Below are 21,321 nucleotides of genomic sequence, written 5' to 3' on the forward strand. Positions count from 1 at the left end.
CCGACATGATCAGAATCAGCAGGCTTCCCTGGGAAGCCGAAGCCGAAGCCGAAGTCGAAGCCCCGCAGGACCGCGAGCCGCCGCCGCGCGAGCCGTCGTACCGCGAGCCGCTGCCCCCCGTCCCGCCGTACCGCCCCGACGGGCCGACGCCCGTACCCCTGAACGGCGGGCGCCCGGCACGTCCTGAGCGGCCGACGGGCCTTGAGAGCCCGTCAGGCCCTGAGTGGCCCGCAGGCCCCGAGCGGCGGCCGACCGGTCTGGTGCCGGTGCCGCCGGTCCCGGTCCCGGACCCGGTCCGGTTGCCCCGGATCCGGGCGGCGGAGCCGGAAGTCGTCCGGCGCATGCCGTCACCCGTACTGCTGGCAGGCCCCGCCGGTCCCGCCGCCCTCGACCTGGGCGGTGCCGGGCCCAGCGTGTCCGACTGCCTGTACTGGCTCTACCGGATCAAGCAGCTCGTCCACTTCGCGGAGGACCTGCACGCACGCCTGCGCGGCGTTTCGATGCCCGCCCATCAGGGCGGAGACCGCCGGGGCGGCGACCTTCTGCGTGCCTGCGGCGCCGGTACGGCCCACGCGGCCCAGGTGCTCGCCGCCGCCATCCAGGAAGCGGTCCCCACTCCCGGCAGGCTGCCGCGCCCGCGCCCGCAGCAGGCTCCCATCGCCCACCGGGCCTGGGTCGAGGCCGTGTGCAGTGTGCACGCCGAGCACGCGATCTGCCGCGAGCTGGTCGCCAGGGCGCCGCAGCACCAACTCGTCCACGGCATCACGGAGTTGGCGCACCGCGCGGAGCAGGAGTTCCGCAAGATGGCGGGCACCCCGTCGTTCGCCTCCTGGTACGAGAGGGCGGACCCCCTGTACCGGTCCTGGATCGGCGGCACGCTCAGGGGCACGGCCCAGCCGCCCGCCCTCTTCCCCGACCGCACCGCGCTCTACCGGGCCCGGCCGGAGCTGGCGACCGGCTGGGACCTCGACGGCTCGGCCGAGCGGGGCGGCGACGGGCTGCCACTGGGGAGCCTGGAGCGGTACGTCTCGGACGAGCGGGGGGACGTGTGGGCCATCGTCCTGGCGGCGCCCGGTCACGTGGACGACCCCCGGGACTGGCCCGAGCCCTCGGGCGCGGTGATCGCCGCGCACACCGGCCCAGGACAGCCCCCCACCCGGTGCTATCTGCTGGCGGACTCGATCGTGCCGCGGCAGGCCCTGACGCTCATCGGCCCGGGGCAGGGGCGCGACCAGTTGGAGCACGTCGCCTCCTCCGTGGCCGCGTTGCGTTACCCGCCGTCCATTCCATCCCTGGAGGAACGTCCATGAGGCTCGTCTGGCGACGGCCGGCGGTCGCCGTCGTACTCATCACGGTGCTGGCGCTCACCGCCGTCGCCTGCGGATCCGGGCAGCGGGACGGCCGGGCCGGCGCGGCTCCCGCCGCCGGGCCGACGCGGCCCGCGGACCTGGAGCGGTGGAAGGACGGCGGCTGGAAGGACTGGGATCCGGGCCAATGGCTGCGCGCGGCGGAGGACTTCTTCAATCCGGTGATCGCGGGGCTGTGGGGGCCGGACCGCATGCGTACCGCCGGCGGGTCCGCGAAGGCCGTCGACGGGAGGATCGCCGACGGCGGGGTCTCCGACCCGGAGCCCGCGCCGGTGGTCGCCAAGGCCGCGAGTCTCCCGTACCGCCAGAACGCGGCCCCCGTCGGGAAGATCTTCTTCGACACCCCGGAGGGGACGGCCGTGTGCTCGGGCACCGTGGTGAAGGACCCCGCGCATCCGGGGCGGTCCGATCTCGTGTGGACGGCGGGCCATTGCGTCCACGCGGGCATGGAGGGCGGCTGGTTCCGGAACATCGCCTTCGTCCCGGACTTCAACGACACGGCCGCTGCGTCGACGGCGTCCGGGGCGTCCGACTTCTCCGGCACTCCTCAGGGCGCGACCGGCGTGACACCGCTGGGAACCTGGTGGGCCGACGGGGCGCAGACCTCGCAGCAATGGATCGACACCGGGAGAAAGGTCGGCGGCGCGGGCGCACCGTTCGACTTCGCCGTACTCCATGTGCGGCCCGGCCCGGGGATGACCACGTCCCTGGAGGAGGCCGTCGGTTCGGCGGCACAGGTCGATTTCAACGCCCCCCAGCCGAACGCCACCCCCTCCATCCAGGCCATGGGCTATCCGGCCGCGGAGCCCTTCGACGGCACCCGCATGTTCGGGTGCGTCGGACCACCCGGCCGCCTCTCCGTCAAGGCCGACCAGCCGACGATGTACCGGATCGGCTGCACCATGACGGGCGGCTCCTCCGGCGGCGGCTGGTTCGCCCAGAAGGCGGGGGGAGAACTCTCCCTGGTCTCCAACACCTCCATCGGCCCGGAGCCGGCGTCCTGGCTGGCCGGGCCGCATCTGGGACCGGAGGCGCGCGGCGTCTTCGAGGCGGTGAGCGGCCGTTTCGCCGGTCCCTAGGGATACGGGCAACAGGCATACGCATACGGCGACTTGTATGCGTGGCCGGCGCACGAGGCACACCGAGGCACTCCGGCGGATCTTGGTTCTTCGAGGCGATGAAGATTCCCTGGGACAAAGGCACTTCGGGCGCGAACGCGCAATGCGCGGCGCCTTTCATGGCCGGTTCAGAAAGCTCTCTTCCGTGTTGGGTGATGTGCATCACTATGGACAGTCCGCTTCCGCAGCCTGCGCGAGCAGGTTCGCAGACATTCCTCCGGGCCCTCGCCTCTCTCCTGGAGGAAGCACTGGAAATCCTCGAACGGCAAGGTCTCGTCGTCTTCACCCAGACCCCGGCCCCGTCGGCGGCCGATCTGCGGGCCCTGACGGAGTACGCGCTCTCGATCGTGATGCGGACACTGACCGTTCCGCAGGGCGCGGCCGGGGCGGCCGACGGTGATCGGGCGAGCCGTGACGTCGTGCCCGTCGCCCCGCGGCCGACGGACGGTCTCCCGGAGTTCCCCTTCCCCCGGCAGCACACCACGGCCCAGGCGGTCCATGCCCGCCAGCAGCTCTTCGACGCCTTCGTCGGGGAAGTGGCCCTGCCCTCCGGAGTCCTGGAGGACCTGGCGGTCTCGGCCGGCTGGCCCGCGCTGCCCCAGCGGATCCAGCCGGTCGTCCTGGCCCCCGGAGTCACCCTGCCCTGTCTGCCCTCCTCCCAGCACATCCTGGTCGGTACCGCGTCGCAGGAGCCCTGCCTGCTCCTGCTCGATCCGACACCGCAGAAGTCCGCCGCCCTGCGGGCGGCTCTGGGCACCCACACGGCCGCCGTCGGGCTGGCGGTGGGCGTCGCCGAGGCGGGCGCGTCGCTGCGCTGGGCGCGTCGGCTCGTCCACTTCCATGTCGCCCGCAACGGCCAACTGGGCGGCCCCCTCTGCGTGGAGGACCACCTCTCCACCTTGATGCTGCTGCAGGACGAGGTCCTCTCCCAGGCGCACGCCGCGCACTGGCTGCGCCCGCTGACCGACCTGCCCGCCCAGCGCGGCGAACGGCTCGGGGACACCCTCCAGGCCTGGCTGGACGGCGGGGGCGCGACCGAGGCGGCGAAGCTCCTCGGCGTCCACCCCCAGACCATCCGCTACCGGCTGCGCCAGATCGACAAGCTCTTCGGCGCCCAGCTGCGCGATCCCCGCAGCCGCCTGGAGCTGAAGCTGGCGCTGCGCAGCCGGACGCTGATGGCCTCGCGCCCCGCCCGGTCCCTGGACCGCACCGCCCGGACGTCGTAACCCTCTTTGCCGTGCTTCCCCGCCCTTCGCCGTAACCCCACCCCCGCAGAGGAGATCTGGCGATGACCGTCGCGGCCGAGCGGCTGCCCGATGCCGGGCCCACCATGCTGCCCGGTGCCGGGCCCACCACGCTGCCCGAGCTGTTCGAGACCGCGGCCCGGCTCCGGCCGGGAGCGCTGGCGCTCGACCTGCCGCCCGCCGAGGGCCGGCCGCGCCGGTCGCTGACGTACGCCGAGCTGAAGGCGCAGGCCGACGCGCTCGCCGGGGCCGTCGGCGCGCTGGTGGGGCAGGGGCGGATCGCGGCCGTTCTGCTGCCCCGCACCACCGAGCGGCTCTACGCCGCGCAACTCGGCGTGCTGCGGGCCGGTGCCGCGTACGTGTGTCTGGACCCGGCGTTCCCGGACGCGCAGATATGCGAGATCCTCGCCGCGTCCGGCGCCGCGGCCGTACTCACCGACCTGGACGGCCAGTTGCGTATGCGGCTCGCCGGTTACGAGGGCCCGGTGCTCCGTGTCGACAGGCCGCTGGAGCCGGTGCGCGCCGCGTTACCGGCTCCTCCGGACCCGGAGGAGCTCGCCTACCTCATCTACACCTCCGGCACCACCGGCAGACCCAAGGGCGTGATGATCGCCCACCGCTCGATTGCCTCCCTGGTCGCCTCCGACGTCGCGGAGTTCGCGCTCGGCCCCGGCGACCGGGTGGCGCAGGGCTCCTCCAGCGCGTACGACTCCTCGGTCGAGGAGACCTGGATGGCGCTGGCGTCCGGCGCGACGGCCGTGGTGATGGACGACGAGGTGGTGCGGCTCGGCCCCGACCTGGTGCCCTGGCTGCGGCGGGAGGGCATCACCGTGCTCTGCCCGCCCCCGACACTGCTGCGAGCGGCCAGTTGCGAGGACCCGGGCACGGAACTGCCCGAGCTGAGACTGCTGTACGTGGGCGGCGAGGCACTGCCCGCCGACGTCGCCGACGCCTGGTCGGTGGGCCGCCGCATGGTCAACGGCTACGGGCCGACCGAGTGCACGGTCACCTGTGTGCGCCACGACGTCGTCCCCGGCGAGCGGATCGCGATCGGCCGGGCGGTGCCGGGCATGCGGGCCTGGGTCCTGGACCGCAACCTGGAGCCGGTGCCGCGCGGCGAGCGGGGCGAGTTGTGCATGAGCGGCAACGGGCTCGCCCTCGGCTACCTCGGCGAGCCCGACAAGACCGCCGCGAGCTTCCTCCCCCACCCTCACCTCGGCCGCCTCTACCGGACGGGCGACCTGGTGCACCAGGAGCCGGACGGCACGCTGGTCTGCCACGGCCGCATCGACTCGCAGGTCAAACTCCGGGGCTACCGGGTCGAGTTGGAGGCCATCGAGGCCGCCCTCGCCCGCTGCCCCGGGGTGCGTGAGGCCGTCTGCCGGGTGCAGGGCGAGGGCTCGGCGCAGCTCCTGGCCGCGCACATCGTGCCGGTCGACGCCTCCCGGCCGCCGGAGTCCGACGTCCTGGCCGGGCGGCTGCGGGAGGTGCTGCCGTCGTACATGGTGCCCGCCCGGTTCGGTGTGCTGCGCGAGCTGCCGAAGAGCGCGGGCGGCAAGGTGCGCCGGGCCGATCTGCCGCTGCTGGAGCCGGCCGGGACCGGCGGCGGGCGTGCGACGCGCGGCCCGGATCCCGAGGACGCCGCCGCCCTGCGGATCGCCCAGGCCGCGGCGCAGGTGCTCGACCTCTCGTACGTCCCCGTGGACGCGGACTTCTTCACCGGTCTCGGCGGCACCTCCCTGCAGGCCGCGATGCTCGTCTCGTACCTGCGCGCCGACCCGGCCACCGCCTCCCTCACCGTGCGCGACGTGTACGAGGCGCGCACCGTCGAGAAGCTGGCGCGCAAGGCACGCGGATCCGGGCGTCCCCGGACGGACCCGCCGCCCGGGAGCGACCCGGACGGGCAGGACGTGCGGGACCGTTACGCGGACGCCCCCGTCGCGACGGCGGAGCAGACGGCCTGGCTGATCACCGAGCTCATCGCCCTCTCGTTCCCCGCCTACCTGGTCGTCTTCGGGCTGCTGCCATGGCTGTGCGACACGGTGGGCCTGGTCCCCCTGCTCCTGCTGGGCCCGCTGATCGCGGCACCCGTGCGCCTGCTGCTGGCGCCGCTGACCGTACGGATCGCGGTCCTCGCCAAGAAGGCGCTGGTGGGGACGTACGTGCCGGAGGCCTTGCCGGTGTGGAGCGAGCGCGCGGTGCGGATGTGGATGGTCCGCCAGGTGGTGCGCATCGTGCCGTGGGGATCCCTGGCGGGCACCGAGTACCAGTGCATGGCGCTGCGCGCGCTGGGTGCCCGGATCGGGGAGCGGGTCCACATCCACCGCGGGGTGAACCTCCAGCAGGGCGGCTGGGACCTGCTCGACATCGGCGACGACGTGACGCTCGGCCAGGACGCGTCGCTGGGGCTGATGCACCTGGAGGCGGGCCAGGTGGTCGTCGGCTCCGTCGTGCTGGGCGACGGGGCCACCCTCGACGTCCGCGCGGGCGTCGGAGCGGGCACGCGGGTCGGCAAGGGCGCGTGGCTGACCGCGCTGTCCTCGCTGCCGAGCGGCACGGTGGTGCCCGACGGCGAACTGGCCGACGGTGTCCCGGCGCGGATCGGCGGGTGGGTGCCCCCGCCGCCCCCGCCCACCCGCGGCGACTGGGAACTCTCGCCCAGGGCCCACGGTGTGGCGCTGATGCTGAGTCAGGCCCTGCTGCGAGGCGTCATGGCCGCGCCCTACGGGCTGTTGGCGGTGCTGCTCGTCAGCGGACTCGACCTCGACTACCCCTCACTGCTCACCGCCCTGACGCACCCGGCGGGGCACCCGGGGCTGCTCGCCGGGATCGCCGCCCTGACCTGCCTGGGAGTCGCCTCGTCCGTCATGCTGGAGGCGCTGGCCGTACGGGTGCTCGGCACGGTCGCGCCCGGGGTGATCAGCCTCTGGAGCCCCGGCTACATCCGGGTGTGGCTGAAGACCTCCCTGGTCGACTCGGCGAGCAACTGGCTCAGCGGAACCCTGCTGTGGCCCCGGTGGCTGCGCGCCGCGGGCATGGACATCGGCCCCGACTGCGAGATCAGCACCATCATCGACGTGGTGCCCGAACTGGTGTCCATCGGCGGGGGATCGTTCCTGGCCGACGGCATCTACCTCGGCGGGCCGCGCATCCACCGAGGCACGGTCGCGCTCGGGCTGCTGGGCCTGGGCAGCGGCACGTTCGTCGGCAACCACGCGGTGCTGCCGGGTGGTGCCTCGCTCCCCGACGACCTGCTGATCGGCGTCGCGACCCCCGGCCACGACCGCGCTTTCCGGCCCGGCAGCTCCTGGTTCGGCCATCCCGTGTTCGAACTGCCGCGCCGCGAGGTCGTCGAGGCGGACCGGGAGCTGACCCACGAGCCGACGCCGCTGCGGCGGTTCAACCGCTGGGTGTGGGAGCTCGCCCGGTTCCTCCTGCCGCTCGTCCCGCTCGCGGCGACGCAGGCCTGGCTCCTCGGGGTCGACGCCCTGAACCCGACCCCCTTCTACCCGTGGCCGGTGCTCGCCGTACCGGCCGTCACGCTCGGCTGCGCCGTCGCGCTGTGCGCCGTGGTGCTCGCGATGAAGTGGACCCTGCTCGGCCGGGTGCGTCCGGGGGTCCACCCGCTGTGGTCGTGCTGGTGCAGCCGCTGGGACTTCCTCTACGTGGCCTGGGGGGTCATCGCGCTGCGCCCGCTCACCGCTCTGGAAGGAACGTTGCTGCTGCCGATGTTCCTGCGCCGGACGGGAATGCGGATCGGCCGCCGGGTGGTGCTGGGCGAGGGCTTCGCCCAGGTCGTCGACCCGGACATGCTCGACATCGGCGACGGGGCCACGGTCTGCGCGAACTTCCAGGCCCACACCTTCGAGGACCGCGTGCTCAAGACCGACCACGTCCGGGTGGGCGCGGGCGCCACGCTCGCCGAGAACACCGTGGTGCTGTACGGGGCGGACATCGGGCCGGACACGTTCGTCGCCCCGCACAGCGTGGTGATGAAGCGGGAGAGCCTGCTGCCCGGGAGCCGCTACGAAGGCGTGCCGACCCGGCCCGTGAGCGTCGGCTAGCCCGACTCACCACGCCACAGGCCCGGATGACAGACATGCGCCGGGGGGCGTGCTTCGCAGGTGCCTTCCGCCGCTGGTCACTGGTTGGGGGCCGGACCCGACTCCTACGATCTGTGACCGTTGAACTACTGAGGCCGGGGACGGTGCTCAGAAGGCGGGAGACCACTCATGGCAGCACACCCTTTGGCGTTCCTGCGGGCGTCGACCGGCGTGTCCCATCCCTCGTACGCACGGCTGGTGGCCGAGACCCACGCCAAGCTGGGCTACGGGCACATGGCCGCGCGGCGCGAGAAGATCTGGCGCTGGGAGTCGGGCCGTACGGTTCCCGAGCTCACCGCGCAGCTGGCCATCGCCCATCTCCACCAGGTCCCCGAAGACGACGTCCGGCGCCTGGGCTGGCCCCACTGGCTGCATCTGGCCGCCGGGGACGCGGTGTTGCTGACGCGTCCCTGGACTCCCCGGGGCGCCATCGACGCCCTGCGCGACGGGAGCCGCCTCGCCGAACGCCGCGACCTCTCCTACCTCGCCGTGACCGGCCCGTTCGTGGACACCCTCACCCGGCAGTGGACGTCGGCGGCGGCCCCGGCGCTGCCCGTGCGGGCGGACGGGAGAAAACCCGGCGAGCCGCACCCGACCGAGCCGCACCCCGGTGAGCCCGACACCGTGTACCGGGCGCGGGTGCGCGTGGAGGCCCTGGAGACCATGGCGTCGACGCTGCCCGCGGCCGTCCTCCACCCCGCCGCCCGCGACGACCTCTCCCTGCTGACCTCGCTCGTGTCCGCCGCCGGTCACGACAGCGCGGCGACCGCCCCGCTGCTCCTGCTCGCCGCCCGTACCGCGAACCTGTGCGCGGGGCTGTGCATCGCGCTGGGCGAGGGCGCCACCGCCGAGCGGTACTACCTCCTGGCCGCCCGCGCGGCCACCGCGGCCGACCACCCCGAGCTGTCGGCCGCCTGCCTGGCCGGCATCGCCTACAGCCACCTCCTCGAAGGGGCACCCGGGGAAGTGATCCCCCTGGTCGAGGCGGCCTTCACCGCGCTGCGCACGCCCAGCCATCATCTCGCGGGGGTGCTGCACCTGTTGGCCGCCCGGGCCCACGCGCTGGCCGGGGAGGCCACACCCTGTGCCCGCGCCCTGGAACGCGCCGGGACGGCGCTGGCCGCGCACGCCGCCGCGCGGCTGGGCGAGCCGTGCCCGCTCGCCAGGGACCTGGACGAGGACTGTGCCGCCGTGGTCGCGGGCACCACCGCGTTCCACCTCGGCCGTCCCCGGCAGGCGCTCGGGCACTTCGCTCCGCTGCTGGACACGTCACGCTTCTTCGGGATCCGCCCGTTCGCGGTCCACGAACTCCTCCACGTGGTGGACACCCAACTCGCCCTGGGCGAGGTGGAGGCCGCGGCCGACACCGCCGGCCGCGCTGTTGCCCACTGCGACGGCCCCCCGGCCAAAGTCGTCCGGCAGTACCAGAAACGGTTCGCCGCGCATGGCACCGTCCCCGCGGTGCGTGACCTGCTCGCCTCTCTGACCCCCCACCTCGTGGGGTGACCAGCCCCGTCAAAGCCGGTCCGCCACGACCTGGCGGCGCCCGCGATGCCTGAGGCGTGCGCGGTGCCCGAGGCCGCGGGCGGCAAACCGGTGTCCCGGCAGCGGGTGCGGGTGCCCATGCGGCTGGTGTCGTCCCCGGACTACCCGGACATCGCGTTATCGGTGTACGTGAAAGTGGCGGCGCTCGGCGCCAGGCCCGAGGGCTGTACGGCGAGGACCTCGACGATCGCCGCCTACCTGGGGGTGTCCAAGGCATCGGTGGAGCGGGGGCTGACCGCCCTGCGCCGCCCGGGCACCGACGGGGTGGTGGAGCTGGTGTCCCGACGGCGTACGAGCCGGGGCGGCACGGGGACGTCGGCGCTGCGCGCGGTGCGCCCGATGACGCACAGGGAGGCTTTCGTGTGGCTTCCGGTGGTGGCCGCAGAAGATTTGACGCCTCGTCAGTTCAGGGCGTACGCGCTGATCGTGTACGCGGGGCAGCGGAACATCGCGCTGACCGAGGGGGAGTTGGCGGGTTCGCTCTTCCACCACTCGGGCGAACGGGCCGGACAGCCGCTGACGGTGACGGCGGCCGGGGTGATCGTGGACGAGTTGGAGGCAGCGCGGTGGCTCACGGTGCACCGGCGGGCCGGAGCGCAGGGCCGCCACCGCTTCGTCGCCCATGACATCGCGCCGACGGGCATCGTGCCGACGGAGGAAGGCGGCGGTTCCCCGGTCGGTGAGGGATCGGGTTCGCCGTCCGGTGAGGGATCCCTCGCGACTGAGGAATCACCTAGGACTGACCGACCTGATGCCGGGCGAGCGCTTTTGCCACCCGCCGTAGGCGAGATACCGGTGGATGGGGTCTTCGGGGGTGTACGGGGGAGGCCGCCCCGGCCGCCGTACGACGGGCCGCCGCTGACCCTGAGCGCACGGATCCACGACGTCCTCGAACCCGTCCACTGGCTGCTGCGGCGCGTGGACAGCCCCTTCGTACAGCGGCAGATAGCCCGGGAGGTCGGCCGCCGGCTGCGCGACGGCACGGCGGACGACCGGCTGCGCCACCGCCTGTCCGCCCGGTTCGCGGCCACCTCGCCGTCGGAGATCCGGGACCCGGGGCGCTGGCTGCTGGGGGTGGCACTGCCGCGCTGGGGCTGCGGCCACGCCGACTGCGAGGCCGGGGTGATGTGGTCGACCGGCCGCCGCTGCGAGGTGTGCGCCGAAGCCGTCGTGGACCGGTACGCCGCCCGGGCGGCCCAAGTGCCCGTCACCGTCCCCGAGTTGGAGCACGGGCGACCGCCGAACGGCCCGCCGCGCGGCTCCTGCGGCGACTGCGGCTGCCGGATCTTCCTGGTCGGCCCGGCGTGCGCCGACGGGCTGTGCAAGCCGTGCCGTACCGAACGGGCCGACCGCGCGGGGGGCCTACGGCAGTCGTCCGCGTAAGCCGTTCCCAAGGCGGCTCCCCGCGCGGCGCGGCCACTCGTACCGCCGGATCTCCGCCTGGAGGGGGATCTCCGCGACCGTTCGTCCGCTCTTCAATGGGGACACCGCCCGCCGGACCCCGCGGCGGCGGCCCGGCCCGGACGAGGGCTGGAAGGAGGGGTCGAGGAGATGCGATGAAAAATGACCGAGCGTCATCCCGCGAGGGTCGCTTCACGGCTGTTCTCGGCATAGCGCTGGTGGTCGGGCTGACGCTGGCCGGCGCCGCCGGGACATCCGCGCGAGCACAGGAGCCCCCGCCCCGGATCGGCAGCGCCTCGGGAGCGCCCACCCACCTGATTGGTGTAGACCAATAAAGTCTCTCTAGAATCCGGCGACCCGTTCCATCACCAGGGGCAAGGCGCATGTACCAGAGACCAGACGAGCCGGACGGCGCGCGGCATCCGCTGAAAGCCGCGCGGCAGGCGCTCGGCCTCTCCCAGATCGCGTACGCGCGGCTGGTCGCCAAGACGCACGACGAACTCGGCTTCGGGCCCATGGCCGTCAGGAACCACCACAAGGTCCTGCGGTGGGAGTCCGGGGGGACCGCGCCCGAGCACACCGCACAGCTCGCCATCGCCCGCATCCACCAGGTGCCCGAGGACGAGGTGTCGCGCCTCGGCTGGCCCCACTGGCTGCATCTGGCCACCGACGACGCCACGCTGCTCCATCAGCGGCTGACCCCCCGCAGCGCCATCGACGCCCTGCACACCACCGCCCGGCTCACCGACGAGAGCCCCCGCTCCTACCTCGCCGTCACCGGTCCCGCCCTCGGCTCCCAGCTCAGGAACGTGCTCACCGCGCTGGACAACCCGCAGCCGCTGCCCTCCCGCCACGGGCACTGCCTCACCCCGGACGCGCTGGCCCACGTCGAGGCCCGGCTCGAAGCGCTGGAGCTCCAGGAGGCGGGCGCCCAGGTCACCCCGGCGGTCCTGTACTTCGCCGCCCGCGCGGAGCACAGGCTGATCACCGGCCTTCTGACCGACGGCGGCTACAGCCGTACGACCGGCGCCCGGCTGCTCCTGCTCGCCGCCCGCGCCGCCGTGCTGTGCGCCTGGCTCTGCGGATGCCTGGGGGAGGAGGCGCGGGCGGAGCGCTTCTCGCTGGCCGCCATCCGCGCCGCCGCCGCCGCGGGCGCACCCCGGCACGTCGCCTCGTACCTGCCCGACCTGGCATTCCGTCACCTTCTCGCCGGTGCTCCCCAGGACGTGCTGTCCCTGGTCACCGCTGCCCGGGCGATCGTCCGCCACCCCTCGCCCCAGCTGGCGGCCGTCCTGCACACCCGGGAGGCCCAGGCCTTCGCCCGCCTCGGGGAGGACAGGGCCGCCGGCCGGGCGCTGCACCGCGCCGCCGCCGCGCTGTCCGACCGGCACGGCAGCCCCGACCCGTTTTCCGTCAACGTCGACGAGACGTGGCTGGCCTCGGCCGCCGGGTCCGTCTGGCTCCACCTGGGCCGGCCAGGGAAAGCACTGCCGCACTTCGCCCCGCTGCTCGACGAAGGCCCCGCCCCGCACCGCCCCGACCCGCTCTCCCCCTACGCCGCGAGGCGGCTCCTGTCCGTGGTCGACACCCAGCTGGCCCTCGGGGATCTCGACGCCGCCGCCGCCACCGCCCACCGCGCCATCGCCTTCGTCGGCAGCCTGCCCCCGGGACTCGCCCGGCAGTACCGGCAGCGGTTCGCTTCCCGTGCCGCCGAACCCGTCGTACGGGACCTCTCGCAGGCGCTGTCCGAACAGCCCGGACGGTGAGGCCGGGAGGCGCACGCGGGTCTTGGGAAACCGTCCGCCGAGGGGCTCGCCCCGCCTGTAACTAAGGTGTGCCTTGCTTAGCCGTCCTGTGTAGAAACGCTCCCTATGGTTAGTGATCGTTCAACTACTGCGGGGGTGGGGTATGCACTCGGGACCGGACCAGTCCGACATCGTCCAGCATCCGTTGGAGATGGCGCGCGCATCGCTCGGCCTCTCCCGGGTCGCGTACGCGCGGCTGATCGCCGATGCCTACAACGAACTCGGGTCCGTACTCGCGGCGCCCGACCACCGCACCACGGTTCCGCGCCCGGGGTCCGGGGCAGAGGCACCCGGGCTCACCGCGCAGCTCGCCATCGCCCATGTCCACCGGGTGCCCGAGGCCGAGGTGGTGCGCCTGGGCTGGCCGCACTGGCTGCACCTGGTCACCGACGACGCCGCGCTGCTGTACCGGCGATGGACCCCGCAGAGCGCCATCGACGCCCTGGGCAGCACCGCCCGGCTCGCTGACGCCAGGCCCCGCACCTACCTGGCCGTCACCGGCCGCGCCCTTGAGACCCTGGTCAAAAAGGCGCTCACCGCCCTGGACCACCCGCTGCCGGTGCCCTCCCGCGACGGCTGCCGCGTCAGCCCCGAGACGCTGGCCCATGCCGAGGCCCGCCTCGAAGCGCTGGAGCTCCAGGAGGCGGGCGCGCGCGTCACCCCGGCGGTCCTCTACCTCGCCGCCCTCGCGGAACACCAACTGCTCACCGGCCTGCTGACCAGCGGCGGCTACAACCCCACCAGCGGGGCCCGGCTGCTCCTGCTCGCCGCCCGCGCCGCCGTGCTGTGCGGCTGGCTCAGCGGCTGCCTGGGCGAAGAAGCGCGGGCGGAGCGCCACTGCCTGGCCGCCATCCGCGCCGCCGCCGCGGCCGGCGCGCCCAAGCGCGTCGCCTGCTACCTGGTCGAGCTGGCGTCCCGTCACCTGCTCGTCGGTGCTCCCAAGGACGCGCTGTCCCTGGTCAAAGCCGCCCGTGTCGCCATCCGGCACCCTTCGCCCCGGTTCGCGGCCGTCCTGCACACCCGCGAAGCGCAGGCCTTCGCCCGCCTCGGGGAAGAGAAGGCCGCCACCCGGGCGCTGATCCGCGCCACCACCGCGCTGTCCGACGACGAGCCGGACCGCCACCGCGCGCCCGACCCGCTCTGCCTCAACGTCGACGAGACATGGCTGGCCGCAGCCTCCGGGACGGCCTGGCTCCATCTGGGCCGGCCCGAGAAGGCGATGCCCTGCTTCACCGGGCTGCTCGTCGGCAGTCCCGCGGCACGCCCGCACCTGCCGCCGTCTCCCTACCTTGCCCGGTGCCTCCTGCCCGTGGTCGACACCCAACTGGCCCTCGGGGAACTCGACGACGCCGCCGCCACCGCCCACCGCGCCATCGCCCTGGTCGGCAGCCTGCCCCCCGGGCTCGCCCGCCAGTACCGGGAGCGGTTCGCCCCCCAAGCCGCCGATCCCGCCGTGCGCGACCTCGTCGAGGCACTGGCCGAACAGCGCGGCCACTGACTCCATGTCCGCGCCCACGTCCGCCTCCAGCGCCGCCGCCCGCCCCGCCGTCGACCGCTCACGGGCCGCGCAGGCGTCGAGCGGCACCCACCGCCGACCCTCAAGACGAGAAACTCCCCATGGCAAAACACCCCTTGGCCTCCCTGCGGGAATCGATAGGGGCCTCGCATCCGTCCTACGCCCGCCTGCTGGCCGACACCCACGAGAAACTGGGGTACGGGCACATGGCCGCGCGCCGGGAGAAGGTCTCGCGCTGGGAGTCCGGCCGTACGGTGCCGGAGCTCACCGCGCAACTGGCCATCGCCCACCTCCACCGCGTTCCCGCGCGCGAGGTGACGCGCCTGGGCTGGCCCGCCTGGGTCGAGTCGGCGACCGAGGACACCACCGGGCTGCTCGCGCTCCCGTGGACCCGCGCCGGAGCGACGGACGCCCTGCACGAGGGAAGCCGGCTGGGCAGCGGCGCGGCCCCGCGCCGCCTCGCCCTGACCGGGCCGTTCGCGCACACCTTCGTCGAGCAGTGGCGTGCGACGGTGGCCGACGGGGGATCCGTACCGGCCCGGAAGGAGCGCCCCCCCGTCCTTCCCTCCGGCCCTCCCTCCAGCCCTCCCACCGGTGCGGGCAGCGGCCTTCACGCCGGTACGGACTCCCTGAACTGGGCCCGGGCCAGAGTCGAGTCCCTGGAGACCATGGCGGGGACCGTCGGCCCGGACATCCTCTATCCGGCCGCCCGCAGCGATCTGTCCCTGCTCGCCACCGTCCTGTCCGCCGCCGACGACCGGGCGTCGGACACCGAGTTGCTTTCCCTCGCCGCCCGGACGGCGAGCCTGTGCGCCGGACTCACCATCGGCCTCGGTGACAGCGTCACGGCCGAGCGCTACTACCTCGTCGCCGCCCGGACAGCCGCGGTGGCCGGACAGCGCGAGCTGTCAGCCGCGTGCCTGAGGGGTGTCGCGTACAGCCACCTTCTCAAGGGCGAGTCCAGTGAGGTGGTCCTGCTTGTCGACACGGCGCTGTCGGTAGTGAGTACGAGGCCGTCTTTGTCCACTTCGGGCAAGTTTCCCACGCTGCCATTTCTGCCGGTGGAAGCTCTGGTAGAACGGCCTCAGTATGGCTGGCCAAAGGGAGGAGAACGGTATGCCTAAGAAAAGGAAATTAGCGGTGCTGACCGGAGTGGGGGCGTCGGTCGCTGCCGTGGCGGCCGGGGCATCGGTGTATGTCGGCGCGGCTGGTGCGGAGCCCGCCCATTCGACTGCCCGGGGCGACGACCTCGGGGTCCGTGCTGCAGAAAAGGACAAGCGCGAGCCGCCCGCGGAGAAAAAACCCGGAGCGAATGCCGAGCGGGACGAATACCTGAGGATCGCGAATCTGGACAACCGGAGCTTCATCAGGCTTCGCGATGCCGTCAGCGCGGGTGACCTCACGGGAGTCGACCAGGTACAGATGAAGCTCCTGCAGGCCAGTCTCGCCTCGGACCGGTGCCCGGCCGAACCGCCGAAATCCTTGCGGAAGGCCGTCAGTGGTCTTTCGTCCCAGCAGATCGTCAACGGCTGCCTTCAGCACGATTTCCGCTACACCGTGGGACCGACCGTGTTCAAGCGCGACGCGTCGGCGGGGTTGGCGGAAAGGGCAGCGGCCGACAACCAGCTCGCGAGCCTGTTCAACGTGGCCCTCCAGCAGCTCATACAGCTCGGCCTCAGCTTCCTGGGAGGAGGGGCGGGCCTTGTGCCGAACCTTGGGCAAGGGAGCCAGGGGGCGGCAGGCGTGTCGATCGGCGGACCCGGCTTCGGCTAGACGGGCGAGTCGGGCGGAGCCGCTCCCGGTCGGATGGACGGAGGAACGTGGGGGCTGCCCCAGGCGCTGAACCCACTCACGTGACGGGGACGGGGGACGCCGGACGGCCGAGTTCTTCCGCACCGCCCCGCGCCACCCCGTCAGCCCCCCTGCCCATCCGGCATGTCACGCACCTTGCTTCATGATTCCGAAAAGGTCTCCCACAGGCCGGCCGGCTGTCGGCGTAGCCGAGTAGAAGAGCCCCCCGGCGGCCTTTGTCAGCCACTTCGCCAACCAGCCCGTGCCGCCGCCGACATTGTCTCCGAGCTGAACATTGGCAGCGTCCCTCTCGGACGAGAAGGTCCCCGGGGACAGGTTGGGACCAGCGGTGTATCGGAAGTCGTGCTGAAGGCAGGCGTTGAGGGTCTGCTGACTCACCCACGACACTCCTGTGCAGCCGTTCGCGTAGAAACTGCGCTGCAGCCGTGCCCATCCGGGATCCGAGGGGGACTGCTGAAGAACGCGGTCCCGAATCCGTACGAAATCGTCGTTCTTCAGATTCGCGATCCGCTCGTACAGTTCCTTGGTGAATACGGCTCCCGGATTCTGCGCCGAAGGAAGTCCCGGCCCCTCGGCCCATGTCGGTGCGCTACGACCCTGTCGACCTGGCCCGCCGCTCTTGGGGTCGGTGGGGCAGATGCTGCTCTGCGGCTTGTTCGCCGCCTTCTTCTCGGCGGGTACGCAGTGGATGTCGATGCCCGCCGACGGGTCCTCCTCGGTCACCGGCTTCGCCGGAGTCGAGGGCGTTGCGGGCCGTGGAGGTGCCGGGGATGCCGGGGGCGCCGGGGTGGTGCTGCCCGTTCCTCCTGCCCCGGCGGGCGGGCATCCGGGCGCGGCCTCGGTCTGAACATCTGCCCCTTCGTCGGTTTGGTCGCTCGGCTCGGCTTGTCCGGGCTCCTCGGCTTGTTCGCCCTGCTCGGCTTGTTCGTCCTCCTCGGCTGTGCTCCCTTCGGGTGCGTTGGTGTTGTCGTCGTCGTTGCCAGTGACGTTTGTGCCGTCGGTGGGGAGTTCGGTGTCAGTGCTGGAGGCAGGTGCCTCCTTGTCGGTGTCGGTGTCGGTGGGTGCGTTGCTGTTGTCGGGGGTGCTCCTGTCGTCGGGGCTGGCGGTGGGTTCCGGGATGTCGGCGGTGTCGGGGGCGGGAGACTTGGCGGCGCCGGTCTGGTCGCCGGTGTCGGCAGGGTCTTGGGTGGGAGTGTTGGTGGGGGGTTTCTTGTCGTCGGTACCGTCAGGTTCTTTGGTGGGGGTGGTGGGGGTGGTGGTGGCGCTGGAAGGGCCGTCCTTGGCGCCGGTGCCGGCGCTACCACCCGTACTTCCGGCGGTCCCAGGAGCGCGGCCGGGGACTCCGGTACCGCCGGTGCCTGCGGCAGTGCCTCCGGCGGTGGCGGGCGTGCCGCCCGTGGCACCAGGGGCGGGGAGGCCGGAACAAGCGGCCAACGCCTTGCTGTTGACGTTCGAGTGTGACGGGGTGGTGCCGTGTGCGGCGTTCACAGCGAGGGCCGTGCCCCCGGCACTCAGCGTCAGGCTCACTGCGAGTGCTGCTCGTAATTTGTGCTTCCTTTTGTGCAAATCTGCTCCAGGGGGTAGGGGCGCATGGTTTCCCACGCGCCCAAGGGGGAGACATCTCAGGTCAGACGAGCGTCAATCGGCCCCACCCCCTGGCGTAGACACCGACCCGCTTCCGCCGGCTGAGACCTGTACCGTCTCCGGCCCTCCGCCGCCGGCGGCCTTGCAGCTGAACTCGCTCTGCCCGCCGGTGTGCTGGCGAACGGTCTCGGTCAGGCAGCGGCTGAGCGCCTTCTGGCCGTAGGCGTTGGGGTGAACTGCCTCCTGCTTGCTCCCTTGCGTGACTCCGACCTTGAGCAGAAAGGGGATCCAGCGGATCCATTCGGCTCGATCTCCGGTCAATGGCTTGGCCGAGGTATTGTCCTTAGCCGCCAACTGGGAGGTTTTGGCGCCCAGTTCGTGCCCGGCGAACGCATCAGCCAGGTCGAGGAAGACGGCATCCTTGCTCTTGGCCAGAGCGCGCAGCGTTGCACTGATACGGGGGACGACGGACTTGTGTGCCCAGTTGGAATCCGCGTTGTAGAAGGGGAAACCGTCCCTGGTGTAGCGGCGGTAGCTCTCGCTGGTAGAGCGGATCTGGTCGGCGGCGGGCAGCGGGTTCGGGTAGGACTGGAGCACCAGCGTGTAGGCGCCGTCGTCGTAGCCGGCGTCACGCATCACCTTGCGGATGGCATCCACCGAGGAAGCGACTCCGGTCTTCATGCGCTGAAGGCTGCCCGAGAAATTGGGCTCCTGATCGCCCTTGCAGGGGCCGCCTACAGGATTCAGGAACTGCTTGGCGCAGCTTTCGAGGATGTCGGCGAACTTCAGGTCATTTCCGCCGATGGACAACGCGATCGCTTTGACGTTGTTGGACGATGCGATTTTGGCGAGCTGTTCCGTCTGCGGCTTCTCGCCCTTGAAGCTCTCGCTGATCACATGCCTCGTCTCGGCGCCGGAGCAGGCGATGTTGAAGCGTCGGTCCGGCGGGATCCCGTCAATATCCGCTCCCTTGATCTCTGCCACGTCGGAGCGGTCGCAGTTGTCCGCGGTGTCTCCATAAATCCGGGCGACGTCTTGGGTGCACGAGCTCTCGGACGCGTTGCAGTTCATAGCTGCCCGGTCGGTCCCCAGGACAGATCCGCTGTTCTGCCCCCAATAACTGCCGTTGCCCGCCCACCGGCCTCCCTCACCGGAGATGAAACTGTCGCCCATGGAGACAATGGCCGCGGGCTTGCCTTCGTTGCCCCGGCAGTTCGGCGATGCGCTGCCGTCGGCGGGTGGGGCGGGTTCGGTGGGCTGGGTGGCGTCGCCGTTGGCACCCGGAGGGCTCGTACCCTCGGCACCGGCGGCACCATTGGTGGGTTCGGGGACGCCGGGATCGGCCTTGTAACCGGCTTCGGCACCGGGCTCGGCGCCGACACCGGTACTGGCACCGGCCTCGGGGCTGGCCTCGGCGGTGGCTCCGGCATCGGGCGCAGTCGGTTCGGCGGGCGTGCTGGGTGCGGCGGGTTCGGCAGGCGCGCCGGGTTCGGCCGGTGCGGCGGGTGTGTCGGGTGCAGCCGGTGTGGCGGGATCGACAGCTGAGGGGGTGTCAGGCTCGCTGCCCGCGCGTCCCGGGGTGGGAAGACCCCGTCCCGGGGCGGGAACCCCGGCGCAGGCGCCGGGCTTCTTGCTGCTGACGCTCGACTGCTGCGGGGCGGAGCCGTGTGCGGCGTTCATGGCGAGCGCGGTGCCCCCGGCACTCAGGGTCAGACTTACTGCGAGTAATGCTCGTATATTGTGCTTCCTTTTGTGCAAACCTGCTCCAGGAGATAGGGGGCAAGCTGATGTCCACTCGTCCGTTTCGTCTGTTGGGAGATATCCAAAGGCAGACGATCGGGAATGCGGATCCATCCGTGGAAGGAGGTGTCTGCAATCGGTCGGCGGTGGAAGCACGCGGACCCAGGAGGAGGTACCCGGATTCAGAAGGAGGCACCTGCGAGGCACGTCCCGTACCTCTCCGCGGACGGCACCGCAGCGGTGATACTCGCTGCCGGGAGCTCGAAGCTGCCCCGGCCGGACCACGGTCGGACCACGGCCCGTTGGGAAGGTCCGCGTGCATTTCTCGTCGTACCAGCTGATCCGTACCACCGAACTGGCCGAGCTCCGGATGGCCGCGGCCACCGGCGAGCTCGATGCGCAGGAGGCCGTGGCGCTGGAGGAGGAGCGCGACGAACTGCTCGTCGAGTGCCGCAGGTTGCTCGAACAGCAGGCTGGTCTCCGGAGCCGTATCGACGCTCTGGAACTGGCCTTGGTGACGGTCGAGCAGGAGAGACTGCGACTGCGCGGTGGGTCGCGCCGAAAGCCCGGCATGGCGGTGTTCCCGCCCTGTTGAACGCCTCGGGCGGCGCTACGCGGGCCGCGCGCTCGGGAGCCGGTGCGTCCGAGCCGGGTGATGGGCCTGCTTCGACCAGCTCTCGAACGCGGTCGCGCAGGCGTGGTCGAGGTGGCGCAGCCCGCTGAGGTCGAGTTCGAGCGGGCGGTCGCGCGGCAGCGCCTCCAGCTGGTCGAGGAGCGCGGGCAGTCGCAGGAAGGTGGCGTTGCCGGTGGCGCGCACCCGCAGGCCGCCCCCCTCGGTGTCCTCGACCTCCAACTGCACCCGAGACGTCTCCCACGCCGACTTGGCGACGGCGACGAGCAGCCCAGCGAGTACCCCCTCGAAGAGGTTGGTCGCCACGATCGCGGAGGCGGTGACGGCCAGGACGACCGCTTCTGCCCGGTGGGTGCGCCACATCCGGACGAAGTCCCGTACGGGGATGAGCTTGCAGCCCGCGTGGACGAGTACCCCCGCCAGCGCGGCCAGCGGGATGACACCCAGAGCGGCCGGGAAGGCGGCGGCGAAGAGCAGCAGCCAGATGCCGTGCAGGACGCGGGAGAGTTTCGTACGGGCGCCTGCTTGGACGTTGGCGGCGCTGCGGACGATGACGGCGGTCATCGGCAGCGAACCGAGCATCCCGCAGACCGAGTTGCCCACGCCCTGCGCGATGAGCTCCTTGTCGAAGTCGGTACGCGGCCCGTCGTGCAGCCGGTCCACCGCGGCGGCGCTGAACAGGGACTCGGCCGACGCGATCAGCGTGAAGGCCACGAGCGTGCCGAGCGCGCTCAGCAGCACCGGCCCGCCGGTCAGGCGGCCGAAGTCCTCGCGCTCGGGCAGAGAGACGGCGTAGGCAAGTCCGTTGACCTCAAGGCGCGGTACAGGTAGATGGAGCAGCGCGACCGCGCCCGTGGCCAGCGCGGTGGCGAGGAGCGGCGCGGGCAGGACGCGCGCGGCGCGGCGCAAGCGGGGCCACCCGATCAGGATGGCGATGGTATTCCCGCCGATGCCCAGGGCGGTGGCGGCGTCGTCGGAACGCACGGTGTGCAGGGCGAGGTCGGGCAGCCCGGCGAGGTTGGCGAGCCCGCTGCCATGGGCGTGTGCGCCGGTGAGGGTGTAGAGCTGCCCGGCGACCAGGACGACCCCGATCCCCGCCAACATGCCCTGGACCACCCCGGTGGAAATCGCCCGGAACCAGCGCCCCAGCTTCAGCGCGCCCAGGGCGATCTGGAGCAGCCCGGCCAGCAGCACGAGGACACCGAGCGCGCCGGGCCCGTACGTCTCCACGGCCTCGTACACCAGCACCGTGAGTCCGGCGGCGGGCCCGCTGACCTGGAGGCTGCTGCCGGGCAGCAGCCCGGTGAGCAGTCCGCCCACGATGCCGGTGACCAGCCCCAGTTCGGCAGGCACCCCCGAGGCCACCGCCACCCCGACACACAGGGGCAGCGCCACCAGGAACACCACGAGCGATGCGGTCACGTCGGCACGCGAGAGCCGGACCCGCCTCATGTG

At 72.4% G+C, this 21,321-nt stretch carries 14 protein-coding genes; 11 read left to right on the forward strand and 3 right to left on the reverse strand.

All coding sequences use genetic code 11. The features are described from left to right. Window positions 1-5 precede the first annotated feature (5 nt). The 10 genes from OG965_RS40400 to OG965_RS40445 all read left to right on the forward strand — a co-directional run bounded on the left by OG965_RS40400 (window position 6) and on the right by OG965_RS40445 (window position 15,872). The gene (locus OG965_RS40400; protein ID WP_331723635.1) at window positions 6-1,310 is read left to right on the forward strand and encodes a hypothetical protein; all 1,305 of its coding nucleotides are present in this window, start codon (window positions 6-8) and stop codon (window positions 1,308-1,310) included. Then, window positions 1,307-2,446 carry a hypothetical protein gene (locus tag OG965_RS40405; RefSeq protein ID WP_331723636.1) on the forward strand — a complete coding sequence of 380 codons (1,140 nt, stop codon included), beginning with the start codon at window positions 1,307-1,309 and terminating at the stop codon, window positions 2,444-2,446. The genes OG965_RS40400 and OG965_RS40405 overlap by 4 nt, the downstream gene beginning before the upstream one ends. Before the next feature lie 206 nt (window positions 2,447-2,652). Then, window positions 2,653-3,711 carry a PucR family transcriptional regulator gene (locus OG965_RS40410; RefSeq protein ID WP_371657214.1) on the forward strand — a complete coding sequence of 353 codons (1,059 nt, stop codon included), beginning with the start codon at window positions 2,653-2,655 and terminating at the stop codon, window positions 3,709-3,711. 62 nt (window positions 3,712-3,773) lie between these two features. Further along, window positions 3,774-7,793 (forward strand): amino acid adenylation domain-containing protein, encoded by a 4,020-nt coding sequence (locus tag OG965_RS40415; protein WP_331723638.1) that lies wholly within the window; start codon window positions 3,774-3,776, stop codon window positions 7,791-7,793. A 168-nt stretch (window positions 7,794-7,961) separates the two neighbouring features. Continuing rightward, complete coding sequence (locus tag OG965_RS40420; protein ID WP_331723639.1) at window positions 7,962-9,338, forward strand: hypothetical protein; 1,377 nt, start codon at window positions 7,962-7,964, stop codon at window positions 9,336-9,338. Between the two features lie 45 nt (window positions 9,339-9,383). Next, window positions 9,384-10,760, forward strand: a complete 1,377-nt coding sequence (locus OG965_RS40425; RefSeq protein WP_331723640.1) for a hypothetical protein — start codon at window positions 9,384-9,386, stop codon at window positions 10,758-10,760. Between the two features lie 401 nt (window positions 10,761-11,161). Beyond that, window positions 11,162-12,544: a hypothetical protein gene (locus tag OG965_RS40430; protein ID WP_331723642.1), complete on the forward strand. Its 1,383-nt coding sequence runs from the start codon at window positions 11,162-11,164 to the stop codon at window positions 12,542-12,544. Window positions 12,545-12,686: 142 nt separating this feature from the next. Then, entirely contained in the window at window positions 12,687-14,081 is a 1,395-nt protein-coding gene (locus OG965_RS40435) for a hypothetical protein (RefSeq protein WP_331723643.1), read from the forward strand. Window positions 14,082-14,200: 119 nt separating this feature from the next. After that, window positions 14,201-15,223, forward strand: coding sequence for a hypothetical protein (locus OG965_RS40440; protein WP_331723644.1), 1,023 nt, complete (start codon window positions 14,201-14,203; stop codon window positions 15,221-15,223). Between the two features lie 16 nt (window positions 15,224-15,239). Beyond that, window positions 15,240-15,872: a hypothetical protein gene (locus OG965_RS40445; RefSeq protein WP_371657215.1), complete on the forward strand. Its 633-nt coding sequence runs from the start codon at window positions 15,240-15,242 to the stop codon at window positions 15,870-15,872. A 165-nt stretch (window positions 15,873-16,037) separates the two neighbouring features. On the opposite strand, the gene OG965_RS40450 is transcribed toward OG965_RS40445, so the two are convergent. Further along, window positions 16,038-17,438, reverse strand: coding sequence for a hypothetical protein (locus OG965_RS40450; protein WP_371657216.1), 1,401 nt, complete (start codon window positions 17,436-17,438; stop codon window positions 16,038-16,040). 111 nt (window positions 17,439-17,549) lie between these two features. Then, the gene (locus tag OG965_RS40455) at window positions 17,550-19,175 is read right to left on the reverse strand and encodes an SGNH/GDSL hydrolase family protein (RefSeq protein ID WP_371657217.1); all 1,626 of its coding nucleotides are present in this window, start codon (window positions 19,173-19,175) and stop codon (window positions 17,550-17,552) included. 376 nt (window positions 19,176-19,551) lie between these two features. Here OG965_RS40455 and OG965_RS40460 point away from each other — a divergent pair, with 376 nt between their 5' ends. Beyond that, on the forward strand, window positions 19,552-19,830 hold the full coding sequence (locus OG965_RS40460; RefSeq protein ID WP_331723648.1) for a hypothetical protein: 279 nt from the start codon (window positions 19,552-19,554) through the stop codon (window positions 19,828-19,830). Window positions 19,831-19,845: 15 nt separating this feature from the next. On the opposite strand, the gene OG965_RS40465 is transcribed toward OG965_RS40460, so the two are convergent. Next, on the reverse strand, window positions 19,846-21,318 hold the full coding sequence (locus tag OG965_RS40465; RefSeq protein ID WP_331723649.1) for a SulP family inorganic anion transporter: 1,473 nt from the start codon (window positions 21,316-21,318) through the stop codon (window positions 19,846-19,848). Window positions 21,319-21,321: the final 3 nt, after the last annotated feature.

This window comes from Streptomyces sp. NBC_00224 (assembly GCF_041435195.1).
GTDB lineage: Bacteria > Actinomycetota > Actinomycetes > Streptomycetales > Streptomycetaceae > Streptomyces.

Excerpts from the sequence above, each read along its gene's own strand:
- OG965_RS40400 (WP_331723635.1), top strand. The coding sequence starts at position 6 with ATGATCAGAATCAGCAGGCTTCCCTGGGAAGCCGAAGCCGAAGCCGAA.
- OG965_RS40405 (WP_331723636.1), top strand. The coding sequence starts at position 1,307 with ATGAGGCTCGTCTGGCGACGGCCGGCGGTCGCCGTCGTACTCATCACG.
- OG965_RS40410 (WP_371657214.1), top strand. The coding sequence starts at position 2,653 with ATGGACAGTCCGCTTCCGCAGCCTGCGCGAGCAGGTTCGCAGACATTC.
- OG965_RS40415 (WP_331723638.1), top strand. The coding sequence starts at position 3,774 with ATGACCGTCGCGGCCGAGCGGCTGCCCGATGCCGGGCCCACCATGCTG.
- OG965_RS40420 (WP_331723639.1), top strand. The coding sequence starts at position 7,962 with ATGGCAGCACACCCTTTGGCGTTCCTGCGGGCGTCGACCGGCGTGTCC.
- OG965_RS40425 (WP_331723640.1), top strand. The coding sequence starts at position 9,384 with ATGCCTGAGGCGTGCGCGGTGCCCGAGGCCGCGGGCGGCAAACCGGTG.
- OG965_RS40430 (WP_331723642.1), top strand. The coding sequence starts at position 11,162 with ATGTACCAGAGACCAGACGAGCCGGACGGCGCGCGGCATCCGCTGAAA.
- OG965_RS40435 (WP_331723643.1), top strand. The coding sequence starts at position 12,687 with ATGCACTCGGGACCGGACCAGTCCGACATCGTCCAGCATCCGTTGGAG.
- OG965_RS40440 (WP_331723644.1), top strand. The coding sequence starts at position 14,201 with ATGGCAAAACACCCCTTGGCCTCCCTGCGGGAATCGATAGGGGCCTCG.
- OG965_RS40455 (WP_371657217.1), bottom strand. The coding sequence starts at position 19,175 with ATGAACGCCGCACACGGCTCCGCCCCGCAGCAGTCGAGCGTCAGCAGC.
- OG965_RS40465 (WP_331723649.1), bottom strand. The coding sequence starts at position 21,318 with ATGAGGCGGGTCCGGCTCTCGCGTGCCGACGTGACCGCATCGCTCGTG.